Here is a 19,908-nt window from a genome sequence, read left to right as displayed (position 1 = left end):
GAGGTAAATTTTAAATTAAAATTTACCTCTATCTTACATATATCTTATTTATTACTGTTTATTCTATAATAATCTGAACTCTAGCGTTAGATCCTAACTCCGTATTATCTATTCCTTCTCCTTCTTTCGGTTCTGTATTACTTACTCCAACATGCTCAATTAAGGTCTCATCTATTCCATTTTCTACCAAATATTCTCTGACAAAACCTGCTCTTGCAGATGAAAGAATTTCATTTTCAAACTCAATTTCAGAATCATTAGCATGTCCGACTATTTTGATACTATCAAATTTGAATACTTTAAGGTATTGTAAATAGGAATCTAATGCAGCTTTAATTTCTTCATACACTTCACTTTCACCTATCAAATACTCAATATCAGAAAAGTCTAAAGCCATATTACAAATATTATCTACAGCTACACCTTGCACATCTTGCATTTCTCTTAATTCTACATCATCTATATAATAATATGCATCGCTAAATGGTCCTCCTTTTAAGGATTTTCCATTCGGATTATCCGAAAAATAACCAAGCGAAATATACTTCTCTGTTCCTTTGGCTCTATAAACACCACAAACCTTAGTCCATTCTTTGGTATCACAAATCATCTCTGATGATTCTATATGCAATTTATATTTAGATGTTTCGGTAAATCTAGGAACTCTAGCTGTAAAATAAGATCCAATTGAAGAAGTACAAGAATTACTTACTCTTCCTTCTCCTAGAGAGACATACATATGAAAATAATAGTATTTTCCAGCCTTTAAAGGATTAACCAGTTTGGCTACAATGGATTCTTTTGTATTATTACCAGTCACATATAATCCTACTTTTGATTCTCCTGTTCTTGGTTCTTGAGAACCAAATTGTTTTAAAAAATCTGGAGCTTTATGATCGAACTTTACTTCACTCACTCCTGGATGATGTGCATCTGGAGAATTAGTCAATGCTTTCCAATTAGCTATAACTCCAAAATTCCGCATTTCATGTTTTAGTTTTTTGACTGCTGCATTTGTGTTTTCAAAACTTGGATTTGGAATTAAATTCTGTGATAAGGCTTTGTTGCTAAGGCCTATGGCAAAAATTACAATAAGTAAAAGGTAAAGGTTAGATTTTGGGCTATTCATCTCTTTTCTTTTCGGTTTTAGTTATATTCGAAATATAGTTAAATATTTCTTAATATGAAATATAGTTTGACAAGTAACAAAAACTAGTCCAAAAAAAGAAACGGAGTAAAACTCTCTATATTGTAGCTATTAAAAAAGATTATTACAAGGAAGTTACATTACCTTTTTTCAGCACTAAATCTTTACTCAAATAATTAAATCTAATATATAGCAATATTGCTGATGTCGTTAATCCTGCCAATAAGCCTATCCAGATACCAGAACTCTTGTATTCTGTATGTAAACCTAAATAATAACTTATTGGAAAACCTATAATCCAATATGCAAAAAAAGTGATTACAGTAGGTATTTTCACATCCTGCAAACCTCTAAGCGCGCCAAGAACGACCACTTGTATACCATCCGATATCTGAAACAAAGCAGCAATTATTAAAAGTTTAGCTGCAATACCGATTACCTCTGTATTGTCCGCAAAATTCTCCACATCTTTAACGTCTAGATAAATCTCAGGTAATATGTTATTAAAAATAATAAAACATAAGGCAAATACGATTTCGATAAAAAACGTCAGTAAAAAAATTGAAAATGCAATTCTTCTTAATTCTTTATACTGCAACAATCCTTTTTGATTTCCCACACGTACCATTGCTGCCACACTTAATCCCATAGCCACCATAAATGTCATTGCTGATAGATTTAACGCGATCTGATTAGCTGCTTGTGGATTTTTACCTAAAATTCCTGAAATCCAAATGGCTGAAGTAAAAATAGCAACTTCAAAAAACATCTGTAATGCCGACGGAAAACCTAATGTTATTATTTTTTTTAGCATACTACTCTGAAGAACGAAGAATTTAATGTGGGTAACGTACGCTTTTGACTTTTCTTTGTATTTAAGAAAAATCCATAAAAATAATACCATAACTAACCTAGACACTAATGTCCCGACTGCGGCACCAACAATACCCATCTCAGGAAAACCGAATTTTCCGAAAATCAATAAATAATTTAAAACTACATTTACAATATTAGCTACCAAAGTCGCATACATTGGATATCTTGTCATAGATAATCCATCTGAAAACTGTTTAAAAGCCTGAAAAATTATTAAAGGAATTAAAGAAACTGCAACCAAATCCAAATAAGGAATTGCCAACTCTACAACCTCAACAGGCTGTTTCATTAAGTACATCAATGGTTTTGCAATTAATACTCCAAGAAACAAAACTACTCCGAGTGTAGTACATAAAAACAATCCGTGTTTAAATGCTGATTTACCTTTATTAAAATTATCCTCTCCATCTGCTTCTGCTACAAGAGGAGTAATTGCTGTAGAAAATCCAATCCCTAAAGACATTGCAATAAACATAAAGCTATTTCCTAAAGATACTGCTGCTAATTCTGCGGTACCTAACTGCCCAACCATAATATTATCAATTAATCCCACAAAAGTATGTCCTAACATTCCCAGCATAACAGGTGCTGCTAATCTTAGATTATAGCTAAATTCTTTTGTGTACTGTTGTAACATTATTTCTTTTTGGCGCTGCCAAAGATAAGGAGATTCCTTTTTGGAATATCCAATCATTAACTCAACTTTATAGCAAAGGAAAAGGCTGTCCATTATATGAACAGCCTTTTCTATTATTGAGTTTGTTATAATTTAGTTAGTTTTACTAAATCTTATCTATCAAAACGCTAAAATAGTTCGCTAACTAGCCTACTCATAATTTAAAGTTATTATTTGAAGACTTAAAACTAGAATACGCGCTTAATCAAAAAGAATTCGTTTCACAATTTAATATGGAATATCGAATCTATATAACATATAATTTTTATGTTAAAAATGGGGACGGAAATATCATTAAAATTAAAAAAGCTGAACGATGATATTATCGTTCAGCTTTAATTCTTATTATACGTTTTTGTTGATTATTTGGTACTAGATCTTTATTATTTTTTTATAAATCTAGAAGTCAAACGCTTACCTCCTTCTGTAGTTATAGTAAGAAAATAGACCCCCGGTGCAAAATCAGATGTATTAATAGAAACCTCACCGGAAATAGTATTTGTTAACGATCTACTATAAATTGTATTACCGAGAATTCCGGAGACTACAATTTTTCCATTTTGTAATACTGAAGTTTTACCAGATAGATTTAATATATCTTTTGATGGATTTGGGTATACTACAAGCCCGGATTTATTGAATTCATCTACAGATAACGAAGCTGAAGGTTCAATTCCCCAAACTAATACTCCATCTACATAAATAGGAACTTTTTCTGATTCAATAAGAGTACTACTTAAGCCTTCGTAAGAAAAATCATTAAAAGGATCCCAAGCATTTTCCTGAGCATTATTCGGAACAGAAACTCTTACTTGAATCTCTTTCCTATGCTCTCCTTGCCCTCCAGGAAAAGGCATATTATTTTGATCAATAGCTACTTCTACATAATAAATATTATTCTCTGGATTCCAAGGTTGTAATCCTCCTGTAGCACTTCCATTACCTCTAGCTGTAATTTCATAATCATCAGAAGCGTATCCTGCATCTACTCCTTCTGTAATATCAATAAAATAACGAGCTGTAAGACTACCAGGTATTCTTGCTGGCCAAGCCGATCTATTGTTCAACCAGATTGCTAATTCGGTAAACCTTCCGGACTCACTATTGATCTTTGTTTCATTTAAGAACTCAACCCCAGCAGTTTCTTCTTGCGGAAAATTGTTTAACTCTGTTCCTCCAAATTCCATTACCATTCTTGCTAATACTCCTTGATAACAGGCATTGTAATCACAAGCCACTTCGTTTGCTTGAAAATCAGACCGATTTTCGACAAAAACATCGTCGGGGCTTCCTGGTCCACCCATAAGAGCTCCCCATAAGGTATGTCTGGACTCTTCTGGAATACTCTCACTTCTTGTCCAACTAGAATGTTGTCCTCTATGATGTGGTTTTGTTGGTGGATTTACTCCAAAACCAGTAACCAAACTTCTATTATTAGGATTATCTCCCAATGCATATTTAATTTGATCTACTGCGAAGTCATGGTATACTTGCTTATTAGGAGAATTGACGTTATCACTATAAATCAAGGCTGTTAAAGCCGCATTCATAGAATGACGTAATGATCCCCATTCGGTTAGGTGCGCTTGACCACCTGGAGAATATGTCACTCCGTTTCCATTATCAACCCAAAATTGCAGATGTCTTTCTACGTTATCTATATAGTTTTGTTTTCCTGTAATTTGAGCTAATAAAACCATATTGCCATATCGTTTATCATCCCAAACAAAACTCCATAAATAATCTGGTTCAGAATAATTTGTTTCTGCTTTTTGGAGATATGTATTATCACCTGTTGCCTTATATAACCATAATGCTCCCCAAGATAATTCATCTTCAAATCCACCTGAAGAATACGTTCCTACAGCGGGGATTCCTCCTTCTTCTGTATATTTCCCTTTATAAGTTTCGCCAAATTCATATAGATCTTTAGCGTGTTGTAATAAGGTAGCACTATAGGCAGGATCACTATCTTTAAAAATAATACTAGCAGATGCTAATGCAGCTGCTGTTTCACAAACCACTTCTGTTCCCGGATGACTCGTGTCTAATTTGAAAGACTCTCTTTGTCCATATTGAGGATGAACATCTATCATTTCTGCTGGCATCCAAAAGCTATGATCTTGTCCTTTTTTAGAAACTTGAGCATAAAATTCGAACTTAGTAGGGTGACATTTAATAAAATAATCGGTTACCCATTTAATGTTTCGTTTAAAATGTTCCGTTTGATTCACAGCATCATAACCATCTTTGTATTCTAGAAAACCCCAGTTTAATGCAGTTACAGAAAACGCCATTGGAAAACCAAATTTGATATGATCTCCTGCGTCAAACCATCCTCCGGTTAAATCTAGCCCTACGTCTTGACCATCATTTACACCAGCATCGCTTCGCCAGCTAATTCTATTCCAATCTGGAAGCTCTCCCGATTGTTGCGCCTCATAAAATAAGATTGATTTTTGTAAAGCTTCTCCGTAATTGTGTTGTGCAATAATGTACTGCCCAAAGCATAATGTGAAAAATAATAAAAATAAGTTTTGTTGATTTTTTTTCATTTCAAAAGTGATTTGTGTTTACAATTTGTTAGTTTAATATTTTTTTGTTGGTATAATAGCCTTCAAACGACAGGGATAAATTGATTATTGTAGCGTTTTTACTTAATGCCTAATTGTTAAGATAGTTATAAGAATATCCTACTTTTTCTTCAAACAAATTCCTACAATTAACTATTAGGTTTATGCAGTAAGCGTATCCTAATTATATCTACGCTACGTTTATTTAGTATGTAAAAGCAAAAGATCAAATGTTTTCTTTCATCTTCGAATCAAAATATAATTGGAATGCTCATTTATTTATCAAATACAAAGAAAAGGCTGTCTACATTCAGACAGCCCTTTCCCACAGTTGAGTTTGTGGTTGAATTATTGTTTAATCACTTTTTTAGAAGTGATTATTTTATTGGTTTTTTCTGCTTCTAAAACATTGACAATATAATATCCAGATGACAAATCACTTATATCTATAGTATTTTTACCATCTCCTAAGGTAGCTTTCTTCATTAATACTCCTGTAACATTAAATATCTTAACTATTTTACCTGTGATATCATTTCCAGAGAAACTAATTGTATTTATGACCGGATTAGGATACAACCTAATATCATTAGTATTACTTACATTATTTCTATTAGTGGTATACGTAATAATCAAGGTGGGTTTAGCAACAGATCCGTTTTCTTTGGATGCAAATGCAAAGTCATTCCCCGAAAGTGCATCAATAATTAATGAAAGTTTATTTCCTGAAATCTGTGCTGTTTTCAACGGTATTGTTTTAGTACTACCTATTAGAAAATTAGAGTTTAACGTTCCTAATTGAGTTCCTTTTCCCGGTTTATTAGAGTTTGATAAATTAGTTTCTGTCCAATTATTATTATTTCCTTTATGGACAGTAACATTACCATTTCCAGCATCAGAATACACTGTAAATTTAAGATCAGCTTTTGTTACAACCCCATTAATTGAAGAAAGGTCAAACATTAAATATCCTGAACGCTTATTTTTTTCAATTCGTAACATATCAGAGTTATATCTAGTTGACCCTTGTAGATACGCGTCATGGATTGGAGATAATACAATCGTCTGTTCTACGGGTTGGATTTTTGTTGTTACCACCTTATCAATATTATATAAATAACCAGATCCTCCTTTAAAAGATAACCTAAGTATTTTCTCTCCTGAAGATAGAGAAACTGTAGTAGAATATTTCTTATAACTATGCCATTGTCCTGTAACCGGAATGTTTATTGAACCTACAACAGAACCTGATTCCAGGATATCTACTTTACCTCCTGTTCCTTGACTAGAAGCATATACATCCAAGGTATATTCACTAGTTGTATCGACGTTTGCAGTATACTCTGTAAAATCCCCATTCTTAATATATCCTAAATTCTTAGCTGAGTTTGTTCCTGGAGTATTTTCGATACGCACACTTCCAGATTTTGACTCGAAATTTTCTGCTTCAAAAGATCCGGGAATACTAATAATATCCACTGGCGGAACTGAATCATCCTTAATAGTAATATTTACTGATTGTGATGTCGTAACTGCACCATTATTATCTGTAGCCTTTGCAACAATTGTATAGTTTCCTGGATTAGTAATAGTAGTAGCACTTGCATATGGTAAAACTTGTTCAGTAGCAACCAAATTATTATTCACAAAAAATTCTACTTTGGAAATACTACCATCCGTATCCGATGCATCAGCAGTTAATGAAACATTTTGACCAACTTGATAAGTAGTACCATTTGATGGCGCTGTTAGTTTAACCGTTGGTGGATTATTTGGAGTATTATCGTCAACTAATTTATATGAACGAACCCAATCGTAGTATGTGGTACGATCATTAAGAGAATTATTTATTCCGTCCTGACCATCTTTTGGTGGGTTCCAATCATATGTCTCTACCACCATTCGCAAGTACATAGGAAGATTAAAATCTGCTGGTGGTTTTATTTGCCCAACAAATTTACCATCTAAATAGAATAAAATTTCACTTTTACTTTTCCACCAGACTCCATAGGTATGATAATTCTTCCAAGATTCTTCTCCAAGCGGAGCTTTGTTTCCTTGTTGACCTACTGGTGTGCTATTACAATTAGTCCCTCTGCTATGTGTATTAGAGTTCATATTTCTAATAGTGTTATTTACCCAGCTTGCCCCGTTAGAATTAACCCCCACAGTTTCTGTGATATCTAATTCTGTGGTTCTAAAATCACATCCAGTAAATTCATTTCTCTTATTAATTAGCCAAAATGTAGAAGACATAAAAGTTTTATTAGCTTTCATACGCGTCTCATAGTATCCATATAGGTTTCTGGTATTAGATCTTACAAGACCACCATTATGTGTCCATCCACTAAAAGGATTTGTTTTTTTTGAAGCTGAAATTTTTAAATTTCCATCCGAAACTGACACAGAAGATGTTTCAAATCTGGCAGGTCGTCTACCTTCCCATTGTGGACTATTTATTGCCCATTTAGTAGTATTAAGAGAGACCCCATTAAATTCATCAGACATCACATCTATCTTTTCCCACTTTTTTCCAGCGGGAGGAGTTGGTTGTGCAAAAACACTTATCGTTACAAAACATAACAACAAGGTTAATAATGGATTTATATTATTTTTCATGATTAAGAACATATTTGTTTTATCAATTCGAATAAAATCTAAAAAGTTTTAAGAAGAGAAATAATAACACAATTCTAGAAATGATCATTAATCATTTTCGGATTGTGTTATTATCTCCAAAGTTAATAGCAAACGATATCATTATCCATCGTTTATTACTTTACTCTTCTATCCCTAAAACTTTATCATCGATTTGATAATGATTAAAGGGTTTACTTAACGTTTCAATACTTTCTTAGCAGAAAGAACCTTATTCGTTTTACCAGCTTCTAAAATATTAATGATATAGATTCCTGATGACACATCGCTCATATCGATCGTATTTTGACTTTCTTCTAGTACCACTTGTTTTACAAGAACCCCAATAGTATTATAAATTTTGATAGTCTTCCCTGCAGTTTCTCCAGAAATATTAATTACATCGACTACAGGATTTGGATAAAAAGTAATCTCATTAGAATCATCAATATTATCACTTCTATTGGTGTCATAAGTAATCACTAATTGCGCTTGAGTAACCGATCCGTTTTCCTTAGATGCAAATGCAAAATCATTACCTGAAAGCGCATCTATAATTAATGAAAGTTTATTCCCTGAAATCTGGGCTGTCTTTAATGGTATCGTCTTAGTACTTCCAACTGGGAAATTAGCATTTAACGTTCCTAATTGAACACCTTTTACTGGTTTATTGGAGTTAGAGAGATTCGTCTCTGTCCAATTATTACTGTTACCCTTATTAACACTTATGTTTCCGTTCCCTGCATCAGAATATACTGTAAACTTAAGATCAGCCTTTGTAATAGTTCCATTGATAGAAGACAGATCAAACATAAGGTATCCTGTTCTTTTATTTAGTTCTACACGGATCATATCAGAGTTATTTCGGGATGATCCCTGTAAAAATGCATCATGTATTGGAGATAAAGTAACCGTTTGTTCTACAGGTTGAATCTTTGTCGTAACAATTTTATCAATATTATACAGATATCCAGATCCTCCATTAAATGATAATCTAAGTATTTTCTCTCCTGAGGATAAAGAAACAGTAGCAGAGTATTTCTTATAACTATGCCATTGTCCCGTTACGGGAATATCTATAGAACCAACAACAGTTCCGGATTCAACGATATCTACTTTTCCTCCTGTACCTTTACTCGAAGCATAGATATCAAATGTATATTCACTGCTAGACTCCACATTTACTGTATAATCAACGAAATCTCCATTCCTAATAAATCCTAAGTTCTTGTCGGAAGTAGTTCCAGGAGTATTTTCTATACGTACGCTACCAGATTTTATCTCAAAATTTTCTGCTTCAAAAGATCCTGGTATATCAATGGCATCTGTAGGTGGAACCGAATCATCTTCAACAGTTATATTTATAGATTGAGACGTAGTAACAGCCCCATCATTATCAGTTGCTTTAGCAGTTATGGTATAATCTCCAGGATTAGTAATTGTAGTAGAAGTTTCATAAGGTATTACTTGCTCTGTAGCAGTCAAGTTGTTATTGATGAAAAATTCAACTTTAGTAATGGTACCGTCAGTATCTGATGCGTTCGCTACTAAAGGAATAGTTTGACCAATTTCATAACTAGCTCCATTTACAGGAGAAGTTATCGATACTTGAGGAGGTTTGTTTTCATCTCCGCAATCTACTAATACCTCATCAGGACCATTTCCTGTTGGTTTTGTATAACTTTTAGATAACACGAATTTATCCATTTCGAATCCATCTTCTCTCATAGAGAAAGAAATCGTATGGATACCTGCAGAAGGCACATCTATATATATTTTTTGCGCTTCTCCACAATGATTGGCATTGGTACGTTGTTTACTCTCCCAAGTCCATTGGTTTTTACCTGCACACCATTGCATTCTAGCTCCTGATGCTGGCCAATTCCCATCAATACCTACGTGGATTCCATTATCTTCTGATCCGGTAGAATGCGCTCTTACCCATACAAAGTATTTTCCTGGAGTTGTAAATTTTACTTTATAGTTAATGATTGCTACTTGTCCTGGAGTATTACTAAAACTAACTCCATTAACAAGTGGATCACTATGTGTAACTCTGGTATCTGGTAAGATCTCTAAATATCCACCACCACTTGCTCCAGAAGAATGATCAGGATCAGGATCTGGTGTTGGTGTTGATCCAGTGCCATCTAGTACATACCACTCTCTATCGTTTGTTTTGGATTGACTATCAAAATGTTCGGCCTCTACAGCTACAACTCCATTTTGCTCTAAAGCTACGCAATCACCATCACCGCCGCCATCTCCTCCACCGCCATCAGTGCAGGTAAAATCTAGTGCCGTCCATCTTCCTCTCGAGTAAGCTGTACCATTACCTTCTGGAATATTTCCATTAGTATGCGAATTAAACGCTACTCTTATTTTATCTCCTTTTTTGATTTGTATACCCGTGAAAGTTGTACCTGATGGTGAGTAATCAGTACTAGATGCTGGGTTTATGAATTCACCTATTTCCTTACCATCTATAGAAACTCTATACGTAGATTCTCCATCGGTTTCTGTAAGTGTTGTTAACTTAATATCATAGGTACCAGTTTCTCCGTTAAAAGTAGCTTCTGCAGCGGCAAATTTATCTTTGTATTGAGAGGCATCAATTGCTAATGCATTTCTTGTATTATCCTTATAAGCAGGTGAAAAACCTGGCACTGCAATCGTTGGGAAATCAGAAATTGCTAGCATTGAAATTGTTCCGCAATTTCCATCACCTCCACCATTGTTTCCATCTTTATTGGTAATAAGAGCTACCCAATCATTATTATCAGGCGCAACTAAATTACCTCCTAAAGTTTGTTTTGCAGACAAATTACCTCCAGAACGAGGATTGTACCATTGTACATCATATTTATTATTTCCTCCAGGCAAGCTTAATCCTGTGGAACCACCATTTGGTCGATAAGCAGCATAGATACTACCTGATTTTGCAAATACATAGTCGTTATTATCTGAAGTTACACCATCAGAACTTACCATATTTACCATATCAGACTGGAGATAACGATTAAAGAAATTAAGTGCATAACCACCTTCTTTATACTTATTACCTCTCTTTCGGTGGTCATTTCCATTGATATCACCATCGTCATTTGTATATCCACTATAATATTCAACTCCTGTTCCTCCAGCCATTAGTGTAGCCCACAAGATTCTATGTCTTACTTCTTTGTCAGAAATTCTAACCCCTGTTGAAGCTGGTCCTTGTTCGTCATTAGCCACTACCCATTTTTTACCAGAATTTCTAGATTTTTCTAACCATCTTCTCACATCATTGTGAACATTATTCTTCCCAGTTTGTATAGAAGCACCGGTTAAGTCTGAACTATTTCCTAACAATGGATTATATCTTTGATCTTGCTGATTTGGATATGTGTGAATCACTATATTATGATCATATGGGTCTACATTTTTGATATAAGTTGCTGTAGCTTTTACCACATTATCTGTTAATGTTGTTTCTTCTGTTAGATTCCAATTAAGGGCTAAATGGTGGCCAAATCTTGCGATTAATTCACGATAATATAACTTTCTTTGACGACCAAAACCATTTCCGTCCATTAGATTATCATTTTCTGTCTCCATGGTTTTAAAATGTAAATAAATACCTTTTTTATCGGCATATTCCATTACTTTTTCCCATTGAGCCATTTTGGAAACATCAAAACGATCTTTATTTACTTTATTCCATTGTTGATTACGGGCCGTGTTGCCATATTCTTGTAAAGAAACTTTTAATGTATGTGGAAAAACAGCTCCTCCATCTCCACTAGAATTCCAGGTTAAGAAAGACATTACATTAGCTCCTTGTCCAGAAAGATAGTTTAACATCCCTAAAATTTCAGTTCCTTTTCCACTATCCCAGGTATATGAACTGGCGTCATTTGCCACGTAGTCTCTTTGATGCGGTTGCCACGTTTTGCTCCCTATTTTATTAAGATTATTGTTATAGCTAGGAGTAGCGTCAAAATCTACATAATTCAGTGCATTTTCTGGCGAATCAGCTCCTGCTTTTACAAACCAATTTCCATTAGGATTATTTGGGTTTGTACCGATATGTCTTAAATAGTGTTCTCCTACATATTTTAGTCTACCAAGATACTTGCTTCTAAAATCTCTACCAGATTTATCTGATTCTGTAATATTAAAAGTTCCGGTATCACCATTCATAAATCCGGCATTAGATCCTCCACCATTAATAGCAACATTAGATCCAGACACAAAGGATGCGGACCAATTCCAAGTTCCTGTTTGATCTGGCGCAAAGTTTACTCTCCATTTGTTTCCGGAATTACAACTATTATTTTCTGCATTTCCGCAAGCCGCAAAATAACCCGGTACTTTATAACTTCTATTACTTCCTGAATGTGTAAATGTTACTTCTAATCTATAATCCGAAAATGGATTTGGGTTCGCAGTCTCTGATGTATTAGGGCCGTTAAAAGTTAAAGTGACCTTGTGCCATCTTTTTAATTCTCCTTCTGGTGTTTGTGCTTGAAGCAAAAACCCAAGAAACAAGAATGCTAGTAAAACGTTTAGTTTAGTTAGTTTCATGATTTGAATTGTTTGTGTGTGTGTTTGGTTTTAAGATATTTATTTTGTTAGTGTAAGTATTCAAAGAACGTTTTATATTATATTTAATTTTATGTTAAAAAGATCAATAACTACCTAGTTAACAGCTTTTAACACGTATACAATAATTTAAAACTTCTCGAATTTAAGATTTCATAAGCTTGTCGTTTTTCACAAAACTATTAAGTGACCTCCATGAAATAGAATTCGTTAAAATATATTTAGAATTCGATTTGTATTTGATCAATTAGTAATAATTGCTTTTGGCATCTTATCAGGTCAAATGGACTTCCGTCCTACTGTTAATCATTGTTTTTTTAACTTTTAATTAACTGTTTTTTTTCACATTTCTTTCGTGTAATAAGAATGAGTTATTATACAGTATTTAGTCTTTTATAAATTGCACTTTGCTTTTACCAAATACTGATAAAATATATGCTCCGGATGCTATATCTGAGATTATCAATGATTCTTTATTAGATGTTGATTTAGTTTGTTTAATAATTTTACCCATTAAATCATATATGATAAGAATATCGTTCGCTTCCACCCCTTGAATTGTAATGGAATTTGTTGCTGGGTTAGGGTAAACCGATATAAGCTCAATCTTTTCCTCGACTGGTTTTTCTCTATTATCTAACGAGATTATTTTCCATTTTTGGTTATTATTTCCGGAATTGAAATCCCAAATTTGAACATTAGCATTTATAGCACCTGCTGCTCTATCCAAAGCACTGGATATACAATGCACAGGTTTCATACTAAATACACCAGTACCATTTTTAGTTATTTTCCATTTTTTATGATTGTCATTTGCATCGGTCCATGTAGCAACATTCTCTCCATTACCGCAACGAGCATAAGGGACTTCTAAAAATCTATTAGTTCCTAAATTTCGTATAGTATACACATCATCGCCTTTATGATCAAAAATCCAAACTTGATCATTATATGAATATGGACTACTCATAACTGCACTGTGTTGATCAAGGGCTCTAGATAACAATCTTTGATTAGATTGTGTAGATTCTATATGATAAGAACCATTTGGTATTAATTGAGTAAATGCAGCTGTGACCGTTACATTATTGATTTGATCTCGATCAATTGCATCTTGCCACGAACTATTTAATGGACGGATATGAGTTTTGTAAACATAACCTGATCCTGGTTGCGGTAGATTAGGAAGGTTTACTGTAATTGATTTCACACCTGTTCCTTTAGAAACAATCTCGTTTTGTTGTGCTATCCAATTGTTAGAAGACCAAAACTCAACTATAATTTCTCTACCAGTTGATGCTTCATAGTTTATATTAAACTGATATGAGTTTGCCTGAACAATACTCAAAGGAGCATTACTAAACGAAACTTTATCTTCGAGTATTTGTTCCTCTACAGTGACATTATTGATTTGATCTCTATCTAAAGCTTCTTGCCAGGTAGTTCCAGCAGGTCTTATATGTGCTTTATACACATACCCTGACCCAATTTCTGGAGCTAAAGGAAGATCAACGGTAATCGTCACTGTTCCAGATCCTTTTTCTACAGTAACCATTTTTTGGGCTATCCAATTAGTTGCAGACCAGAACTCAACTACAATCTCTCTATTTGTTTGAGCACTATATTTTATATCGAAATCGTATGATGTTTGAGGTTGAATTGTTGTTACTGCATTTACAAATGCTACCTCATCCGGAACAGTTGTATCATTACAGTCTTCACCTGGTAATCCATAACAACCATTACCTGTAGGACCTAAAACAGGATTCCAGTCAATTCCAGGAACCCAATTTTCACCTCCAAATTCATAAGCCCCAGCATCTGGTGCTGCTCCAACAAAGTCGTCAGTTATACCTGAAATTATCCTCCCTGCGTTTACAGCAGGAGAACCTGATGTTAACGTAAATTTATTACCATCATAATTAGTATATCCAAACTTGGTAATTACGTTGTTTTGTTTGTCAGCATCTCTTTCGAAAGTACCTTCATCTTCCTGGGTAGAAGGGTCATCCTCAGTCCTAACATCGGCTATGTTATTCCATACTTTGACATTTGAAAAAGCTGTACCTTCTTTATGCCAAGCTCCCATTGCTCCACCTTCTGTTTTCACTAAAGTATTATTAAAGATATCAATATCCTTACCATTCCAGTTAATTTGGACTCCTGTCCATTCTACATTCCACACTACATTATGATGTACAGAAAATGCTTCAGCATCATTATCTAGATAGATACCTGCCGCTTTTCTCTTAGAACCTCTAGAAGCACTATCATGAAACCAATTATGATGTATTTCCGTATTCTGTGGTCCACCTACGGTATAAAAAGTTGCACAATCATCAGCGATTAAATTGCTTTTGTAGACATCATTATAAGCAACTTCACAACGATTTCCATTAAAATTAATACCATCTCTACCTCCATTAAAGATTGTATTTCCAATAATCTTATTATCATTTCCTCCTCTAGCTACTAATGGAGCATCATAAGATCCTAAATAGTTAAAATCATGGATGTAATTATTTTTTAAGATATTGAATCTACCTCCCAATCGCACTCCTGTTGCAGCACTAAAAGCTATTTCACATTTTTCAATAACATTATTAGTACCATTCACTTCTACACTAGGTTTACCGGCATTAAAACCTCTAAAAACTCCTTGTGTGTGATTTCCATAAAAAGAAGAAACCCCATATAACTTATTATTATCAGAATTTGTTTTTAACAAAATAGCTCCTCCGAAAACGGCAAGATTTCGAATTTCGATATAACTCCTTCCATTAAGGTCAATTCCTGTTTTTCTTTTTCTCATTTGAACAGACCCGTTACTAGGTGCTACTCCACCGGGCATTTGCACAAATAATTCTTTTGTTTGACTATTAAACCACCACTCATTTTGATAATCTAATGCCCCTTTTACTCCTTCCAGATAAAAATCTCCTTTGTCTTTTGGCGCATGAAACGTACGTATCCAATTTGGATTTTTATCTAAGTTGAAATTTACTCTTCCAGACGTACTACTAGTAATAAATGATTTCCAAGCAATCCATCCTGAGCCAGGTTTATCTCCATAAAAGAAAACAGATCCTCCGGTCCAGTTAATGTTAGGAATTTGGGATGATGTTAAAAATGCACCATTCACCACATTAGCACCACTACCACCATCGTTTCGACGAGAATTTAGCGTAAAAGGTTTACCATCAGAATTATTAGGCCATCTGGCTAAATCCATCGCAGTGTTTCCATTCATTACAAAGTTTTCCTGACCTAAATCCCAATCTACTTTTATTTTATAGATTGCTCCATTATCTCTCTGCCAACCACTTAAAGCTTGCATTGCAGAGATTATTACCTTTTCGCCAGTTTTGGCTGTGTAGATGATTGGTTGGCCAGCTCTACCCGATCTAGGCGGCTTAATTGTCTCTTCATAAGTTCCTTGTCCAATGATAATAATATCACCAGCTTGTGCTACCGAAGAAGCTTTGGCTATGGTCTTGTATGGACTGGTTTGAGTTCCGGAATTAGAGTCATTCCCATTTTTTGCTACATAAATGTTCTTAGCGTTCATAGATGACACTACGGCTACTAAGAAAACCAAAATACATTTCCGCAAAAGAGTTTTCAAATTTTTCATGATTGTTAGTTGAGTTTAGTTTTTAAAAGTAATTTTTACATTTATTATGTATGTTTTCATTTTAGTATTCGTATTCTTTTATAAAGAATACGTTGGGTATTTCAGAGAAAGTTAGAATAATAGAAAACGATAAGAAGAGGGATCTCTTATTGCAAATAGAGGAAATCCCCCTTAAACTTCATTTAAATTATCTATTCACGAAGATTTTCTTTCTTATTATTTGATGGCTTTCCGTGTCCTTAATTTCTAAGAAATAAATTCCCTGATGTAATCCTTGAAATGAAATTGAAACTTGTTTTTGTTGGTCTTTCAATTTTTCGTGTTTTATTACATTTCCAACAAAATCAGTCATCTTAAACTCAGGATTTTTAAGTTTTTCAAAGCCAGAAATATTTACAAAATCCTTGGTTGGATTTGGAAATACTTTCATATCATCAAAGATGCTTGATGCAACAAAAGAAGATGATGGTTCTACACCCCAAACCAAACTATTATTGATATACAATGTTATGTTTTGATTTGATGAGAATGTTGTTCCTACCGATCGATATGAGTAATCATCATTTTCGTCAAAATTGCTCCAATTTGCTTTCGCAAATCTTGTTTGTATGTCTCCTGAAGTACCAAGTGAGGCAATAGATCCTGCAGCAGCAAATGAAATTTCGAGATAATCCATACCATTTTGTTGGCCAAAAGCTCCATTTACAAATCCTGTTCCTAATTGCGCCCAGTCACACCAGAAATTAAGAATACTATTATCTTCCGAAGTAAACCAATATCGTATAGTAATATCTTGATAAGAAACGGCAGCGTTACTGTTATTCACGATTCTTACGTGAGGATTGATCATATTATCAGTTGCATTACCATTACCTCCATCTTTATATTCTACTGATATATCTGAAATTGGGAGTATTTCTTGTACTTGAATGGTGATCGTATCCGTATCTATTCCTCCTTGTCCGTTATTTACTTCAAGCGTTACTACATAAGATCCAACTGTATCGAAAGTATGTACAACTGTTTGACCTATTCCTGTCGTACCGTCTCCAAAATTCCAGGAATAACTTAATGCATTACCAGAAGGGTCTATAGACGCTGAACCATCAAATGTAACCTCTAAAGGGGCAGGACCTGAAATTACATCAGCAACAACATTTGCAATAGGATTCCCATCAGAAATAATGATTTTTTTTGTTATTGAATCCTCCGCTTTTCCGTCGCTTACGGTAAGCTTCACATCAAATTCTCCTATTGTTTCAAATTGATATATAACGATTGCTCCTGTTGCAGTATCTCCGTTTCCGAAATCCCATAAATAAGATAAGATATCATTATCTGCATCTGTAGATCCAGAAGCATCAAAAGTAATCAGTACCGGCGCAATTCCTGTTTCGGTATCACTTGTAAATATAGCTACGGGAGCAACATTCGGATCGGTTACCATAATCGTAATTGTTTCTGTATCCGAATTTCCGTTTCCATCATTTACCGTTAATGTAACTAATGCTTCACCAAATTCAGTAAACTCATATAAGGTGGTTACTCCTGTGGCGGTATCTCCATTTCCAAAATCCCAATTGTAAGTAAGCGTATCTCCATTAGGATCTGTTGATCCTGATGCATCGAATGTAACCGATAAAGGTCCATCTCCACTAATAGTAGAAGCATTAATTACTGCTGTTGGAGTATTGACATTTGTTCCTGGCTCTAGACCACTTACCAATTTCCCATTAAGATATAAAGCAACTCTTTCCCACTTTGCAAATTCTTTCTTGGTACCGTCATATGAGTAATCATTCGTTTGATCTGTTTCTGACCAAGAACTATTCGCTATTTTGGGTTCCATTCTACCGGAACCTGCGTTTCTTCCTAATATTCCTGCTGCTGGATCGAATGTAATCTCCAAATAGTGTTTATTTCCTTCAGTATTGATAATTTGCCCTTTAACATTACTACTTCCTATCATTGCATAGTCCATAAAAAAATTAAGAGGTAAATCAACTTCTGTCTCGAACCAATACCGAATACTAAGTTCTGAATAGGATACATTTTGTGATGAATTATTAAAAAGCCGAAAGTGTGGTTTGATCACATTGGTGAGTGCTGCTTCAGAAGCATCCTTATACTCTAACGACAATACACCATCTCCTCCTATTTGAATATTTCTTGGTGTTGATGTTTTGGTGATTCCATTAATTCCTGTTGCTACAGAAGTAATTCTATAATTTCCGTCTGGTAGTCCTGATATATCTAATTCATAAGGAGCTGTTGTATCTTCTCCTATCAACTCACCATTGCTAAAGAACTCTACTTTGATAATTGTATTATTTTCATTCAATAGATTTGCTTCTATATGAACGGTACTACCTGTTACATATGTATCTCCTGACTTAGGAGACAATAGTGATAGGTAAATAGCTTCTCCACCTGACATCTGTTCCATTCTCAAGGCATGTTCTTTATAAATAGCTACTTCTACATCGCCCTCGAATACAGCAAACTTATCTCTAGGCGTGTTGTTATCAAGAAACCACCAGAAGCCACTTGCTCCTATCTTATTTTCCTCAATAAAAGTGTACATTTCTTCCCACCACTCATATCGCTCTTGGATCTCCACATTAAATTCGCCTATGTACAAGGGTTTTTTTATGATATTATGAGATTCATTTGCCCATTGTTCCATCAACTTCATCGTTTGTTCCAGTGTAAAATTGGACCAACTTTCTCTAATGTAAGGATGGGCAGAAGTAAAATCAACGTATGGGGATTCGTGAATTTTTATAAAGTCATTTCCTTCATCTCCACCAAAATTATATTTGGTTCCGTGAGCTTCTAAACCGGTTCCTAGTAAATGATTAGGATCAATCGTTTTGATAAAAGCTCCCATATCATCAACCCAAGCTCTAAGAACATCAGAAGTAACATCATCTCCAAATCCCTGGTATCTTGGCTCATTCATTAATTCCCAGGCTAAAATCGTAGGATCATTTCTATATTCTACATTATCATAATGATTCACACGCGTAAGAAAATATTCTACATAATCTTTATATCCTTGTAAAGCAGATGCATTGGTAAAAAACTGTCCTTGATCGTGTTCTCCTGCTCCTTGCACATCGATCCCTTCCCATTTAAGACGATCCTTAATACCTCCGTAATCATTCCAATAATTCTCTAAAGCAACAATTAATTTAATACCATTAGCTTCAGCGGACTTAATGATATAATCAAATAACGAAAATTGAGCTTCACTATATACTCCTTTCTGAGGTTCAAAACCATGCCAATCCTCGTGACTAAACCCCCATAATCTTACAACCCTAATTCCATTTTTATACAATCTTCGCATATGCTCATCGATACGATCTTTATCCATGAATTGTGTTTCGATATCTCCGCTAGAAGATCCATATGTAAAAAAATCATATACATTGGCTCCAGAAAAATAATAAGGCCTGCCGTCCAACATGAATTTTTCTTCTTCTGCATATACAAAACCCATGGGAGCAGCTTTTTGTTTTTGAGCGAATAGATGCGTGCAAAAAAGCAAGCTCGCTATTAATAAAATTTTAATGTTAGTTTTCATTTTTAAAAGAGTTAGTTGTGTGTGTTAATCAAAATTTGAATTGATAATTATTATTCCAACTAATCTTACTTGTGAATCCCCCGATTCTAAAATCACTCTATTTTGAGTGTTAAAAATTATTTCTTTTTTGAAAGTTTATTTTTTAGATTCTTATTTTGTAACCAGCGTTAGATCTATTTCCTTTATAGATCT

At 34.2% G+C, this 19,908-nt stretch carries 7 protein-coding genes; all 7 read right to left on the bottom strand.

The window, feature by feature from the left end:
- Nucleotides 1-58: 58 nt before the first annotated feature.
- Nucleotides 59-1,129, bottom strand: a complete 1,071-nt coding sequence (locus Q0829_RS13800) for an OmpA family protein (RefSeq protein WP_298543911.1) — start codon at nt 1,127-1,129, stop codon at nt 59-61.
- A 142-nt stretch (nt 1,130-1,271) separates the two neighbouring features.
- Nucleotides 1,272-2,663 (bottom strand): MATE family efflux transporter, encoded by a 1,392-nt coding sequence (locus Q0829_RS13795; RefSeq protein ID WP_298544388.1) that lies wholly within the window; start codon nt 2,661-2,663, stop codon nt 1,272-1,274.
- A 419-nt stretch (nt 2,664-3,082) separates the two neighbouring features.
- Nucleotides 3,083-5,254 (bottom strand): glycoside hydrolase family 9 protein, encoded by a 2,172-nt coding sequence (locus Q0829_RS13790; RefSeq protein WP_298543907.1) that lies wholly within the window; start codon nt 5,252-5,254, stop codon nt 3,083-3,085.
- 366 nt (nt 5,255-5,620) lie between these two features.
- A complete protein-coding gene (locus Q0829_RS13785; protein WP_298543905.1) occupies nt 5,621-7,891 on the bottom strand; it encodes a carbohydrate-binding protein in 2,271 nt (756 codons plus the stop codon).
- 216 nt (nt 7,892-8,107) lie between these two features.
- Nucleotides 8,108-12,475, bottom strand: coding sequence for a carbohydrate-binding protein (locus Q0829_RS13780; RefSeq protein WP_298543903.1), 4,368 nt, complete (start codon nt 12,473-12,475; stop codon nt 8,108-8,110).
- Between the two features lie 403 nt (nt 12,476-12,878).
- Nucleotides 12,879-16,127: an RICIN domain-containing protein gene (locus Q0829_RS13775; RefSeq protein WP_298543902.1), complete on the bottom strand. Its 3,249-nt coding sequence runs from the start codon at nt 16,125-16,127 to the stop codon at nt 12,879-12,881.
- Between the two features lie 187 nt (nt 16,128-16,314).
- Nucleotides 16,315-19,716, bottom strand: a complete 3,402-nt coding sequence (locus Q0829_RS13770) for a PKD domain-containing protein (RefSeq protein WP_298543899.1) — start codon at nt 19,714-19,716, stop codon at nt 16,315-16,317.
- Nucleotides 19,717-19,908: the final 192 nt, after the last annotated feature.

It is taken from the genome of uncultured Aquimarina sp., assembly GCF_947492405.1.
Lineage (GTDB): Bacteria > Bacteroidota > Bacteroidia > Flavobacteriales > Flavobacteriaceae > Aquimarina.
Note: the sequence above shows the minus strand (reverse complement) of the source record. Positions and strands in the feature narration are given on the sequence as shown.

What these genes read in the sequence shown, in the direction of transcription:
- Q0829_RS13800 (WP_298543911.1), bottom strand. Translation starts at nt 1,129, where the DNA reads ATGAATAGCCCAAAATCTAACCTTTACCTTTTACTTATTGTAATTTTT.
- Q0829_RS13790 (WP_298543907.1), bottom strand. Translation starts at nt 5,254, where the DNA reads ATGAAAAAAAATCAACAAAACTTATTTTTATTATTTTTCACATTATGC.
- Q0829_RS13785 (WP_298543905.1), bottom strand. Translation starts at nt 7,891, where the DNA reads ATGAAAAATAATATAAATCCATTATTAACCTTGTTGTTATGTTTTGTA.
- Q0829_RS13780 (WP_298543903.1), bottom strand. Translation starts at nt 12,475, where the DNA reads ATGAAACTAACTAAACTAAACGTTTTACTAGCATTCTTGTTTCTTGGG.
- Q0829_RS13775 (WP_298543902.1), bottom strand. Translation starts at nt 16,127, where the DNA reads ATGAAAAATTTGAAAACTCTTTTGCGGAAATGTATTTTGGTTTTCTTA.
- Q0829_RS13770 (WP_298543899.1), bottom strand. Translation starts at nt 19,716, where the DNA reads ATGAAAACTAACATTAAAATTTTATTAATAGCGAGCTTGCTTTTTTGC.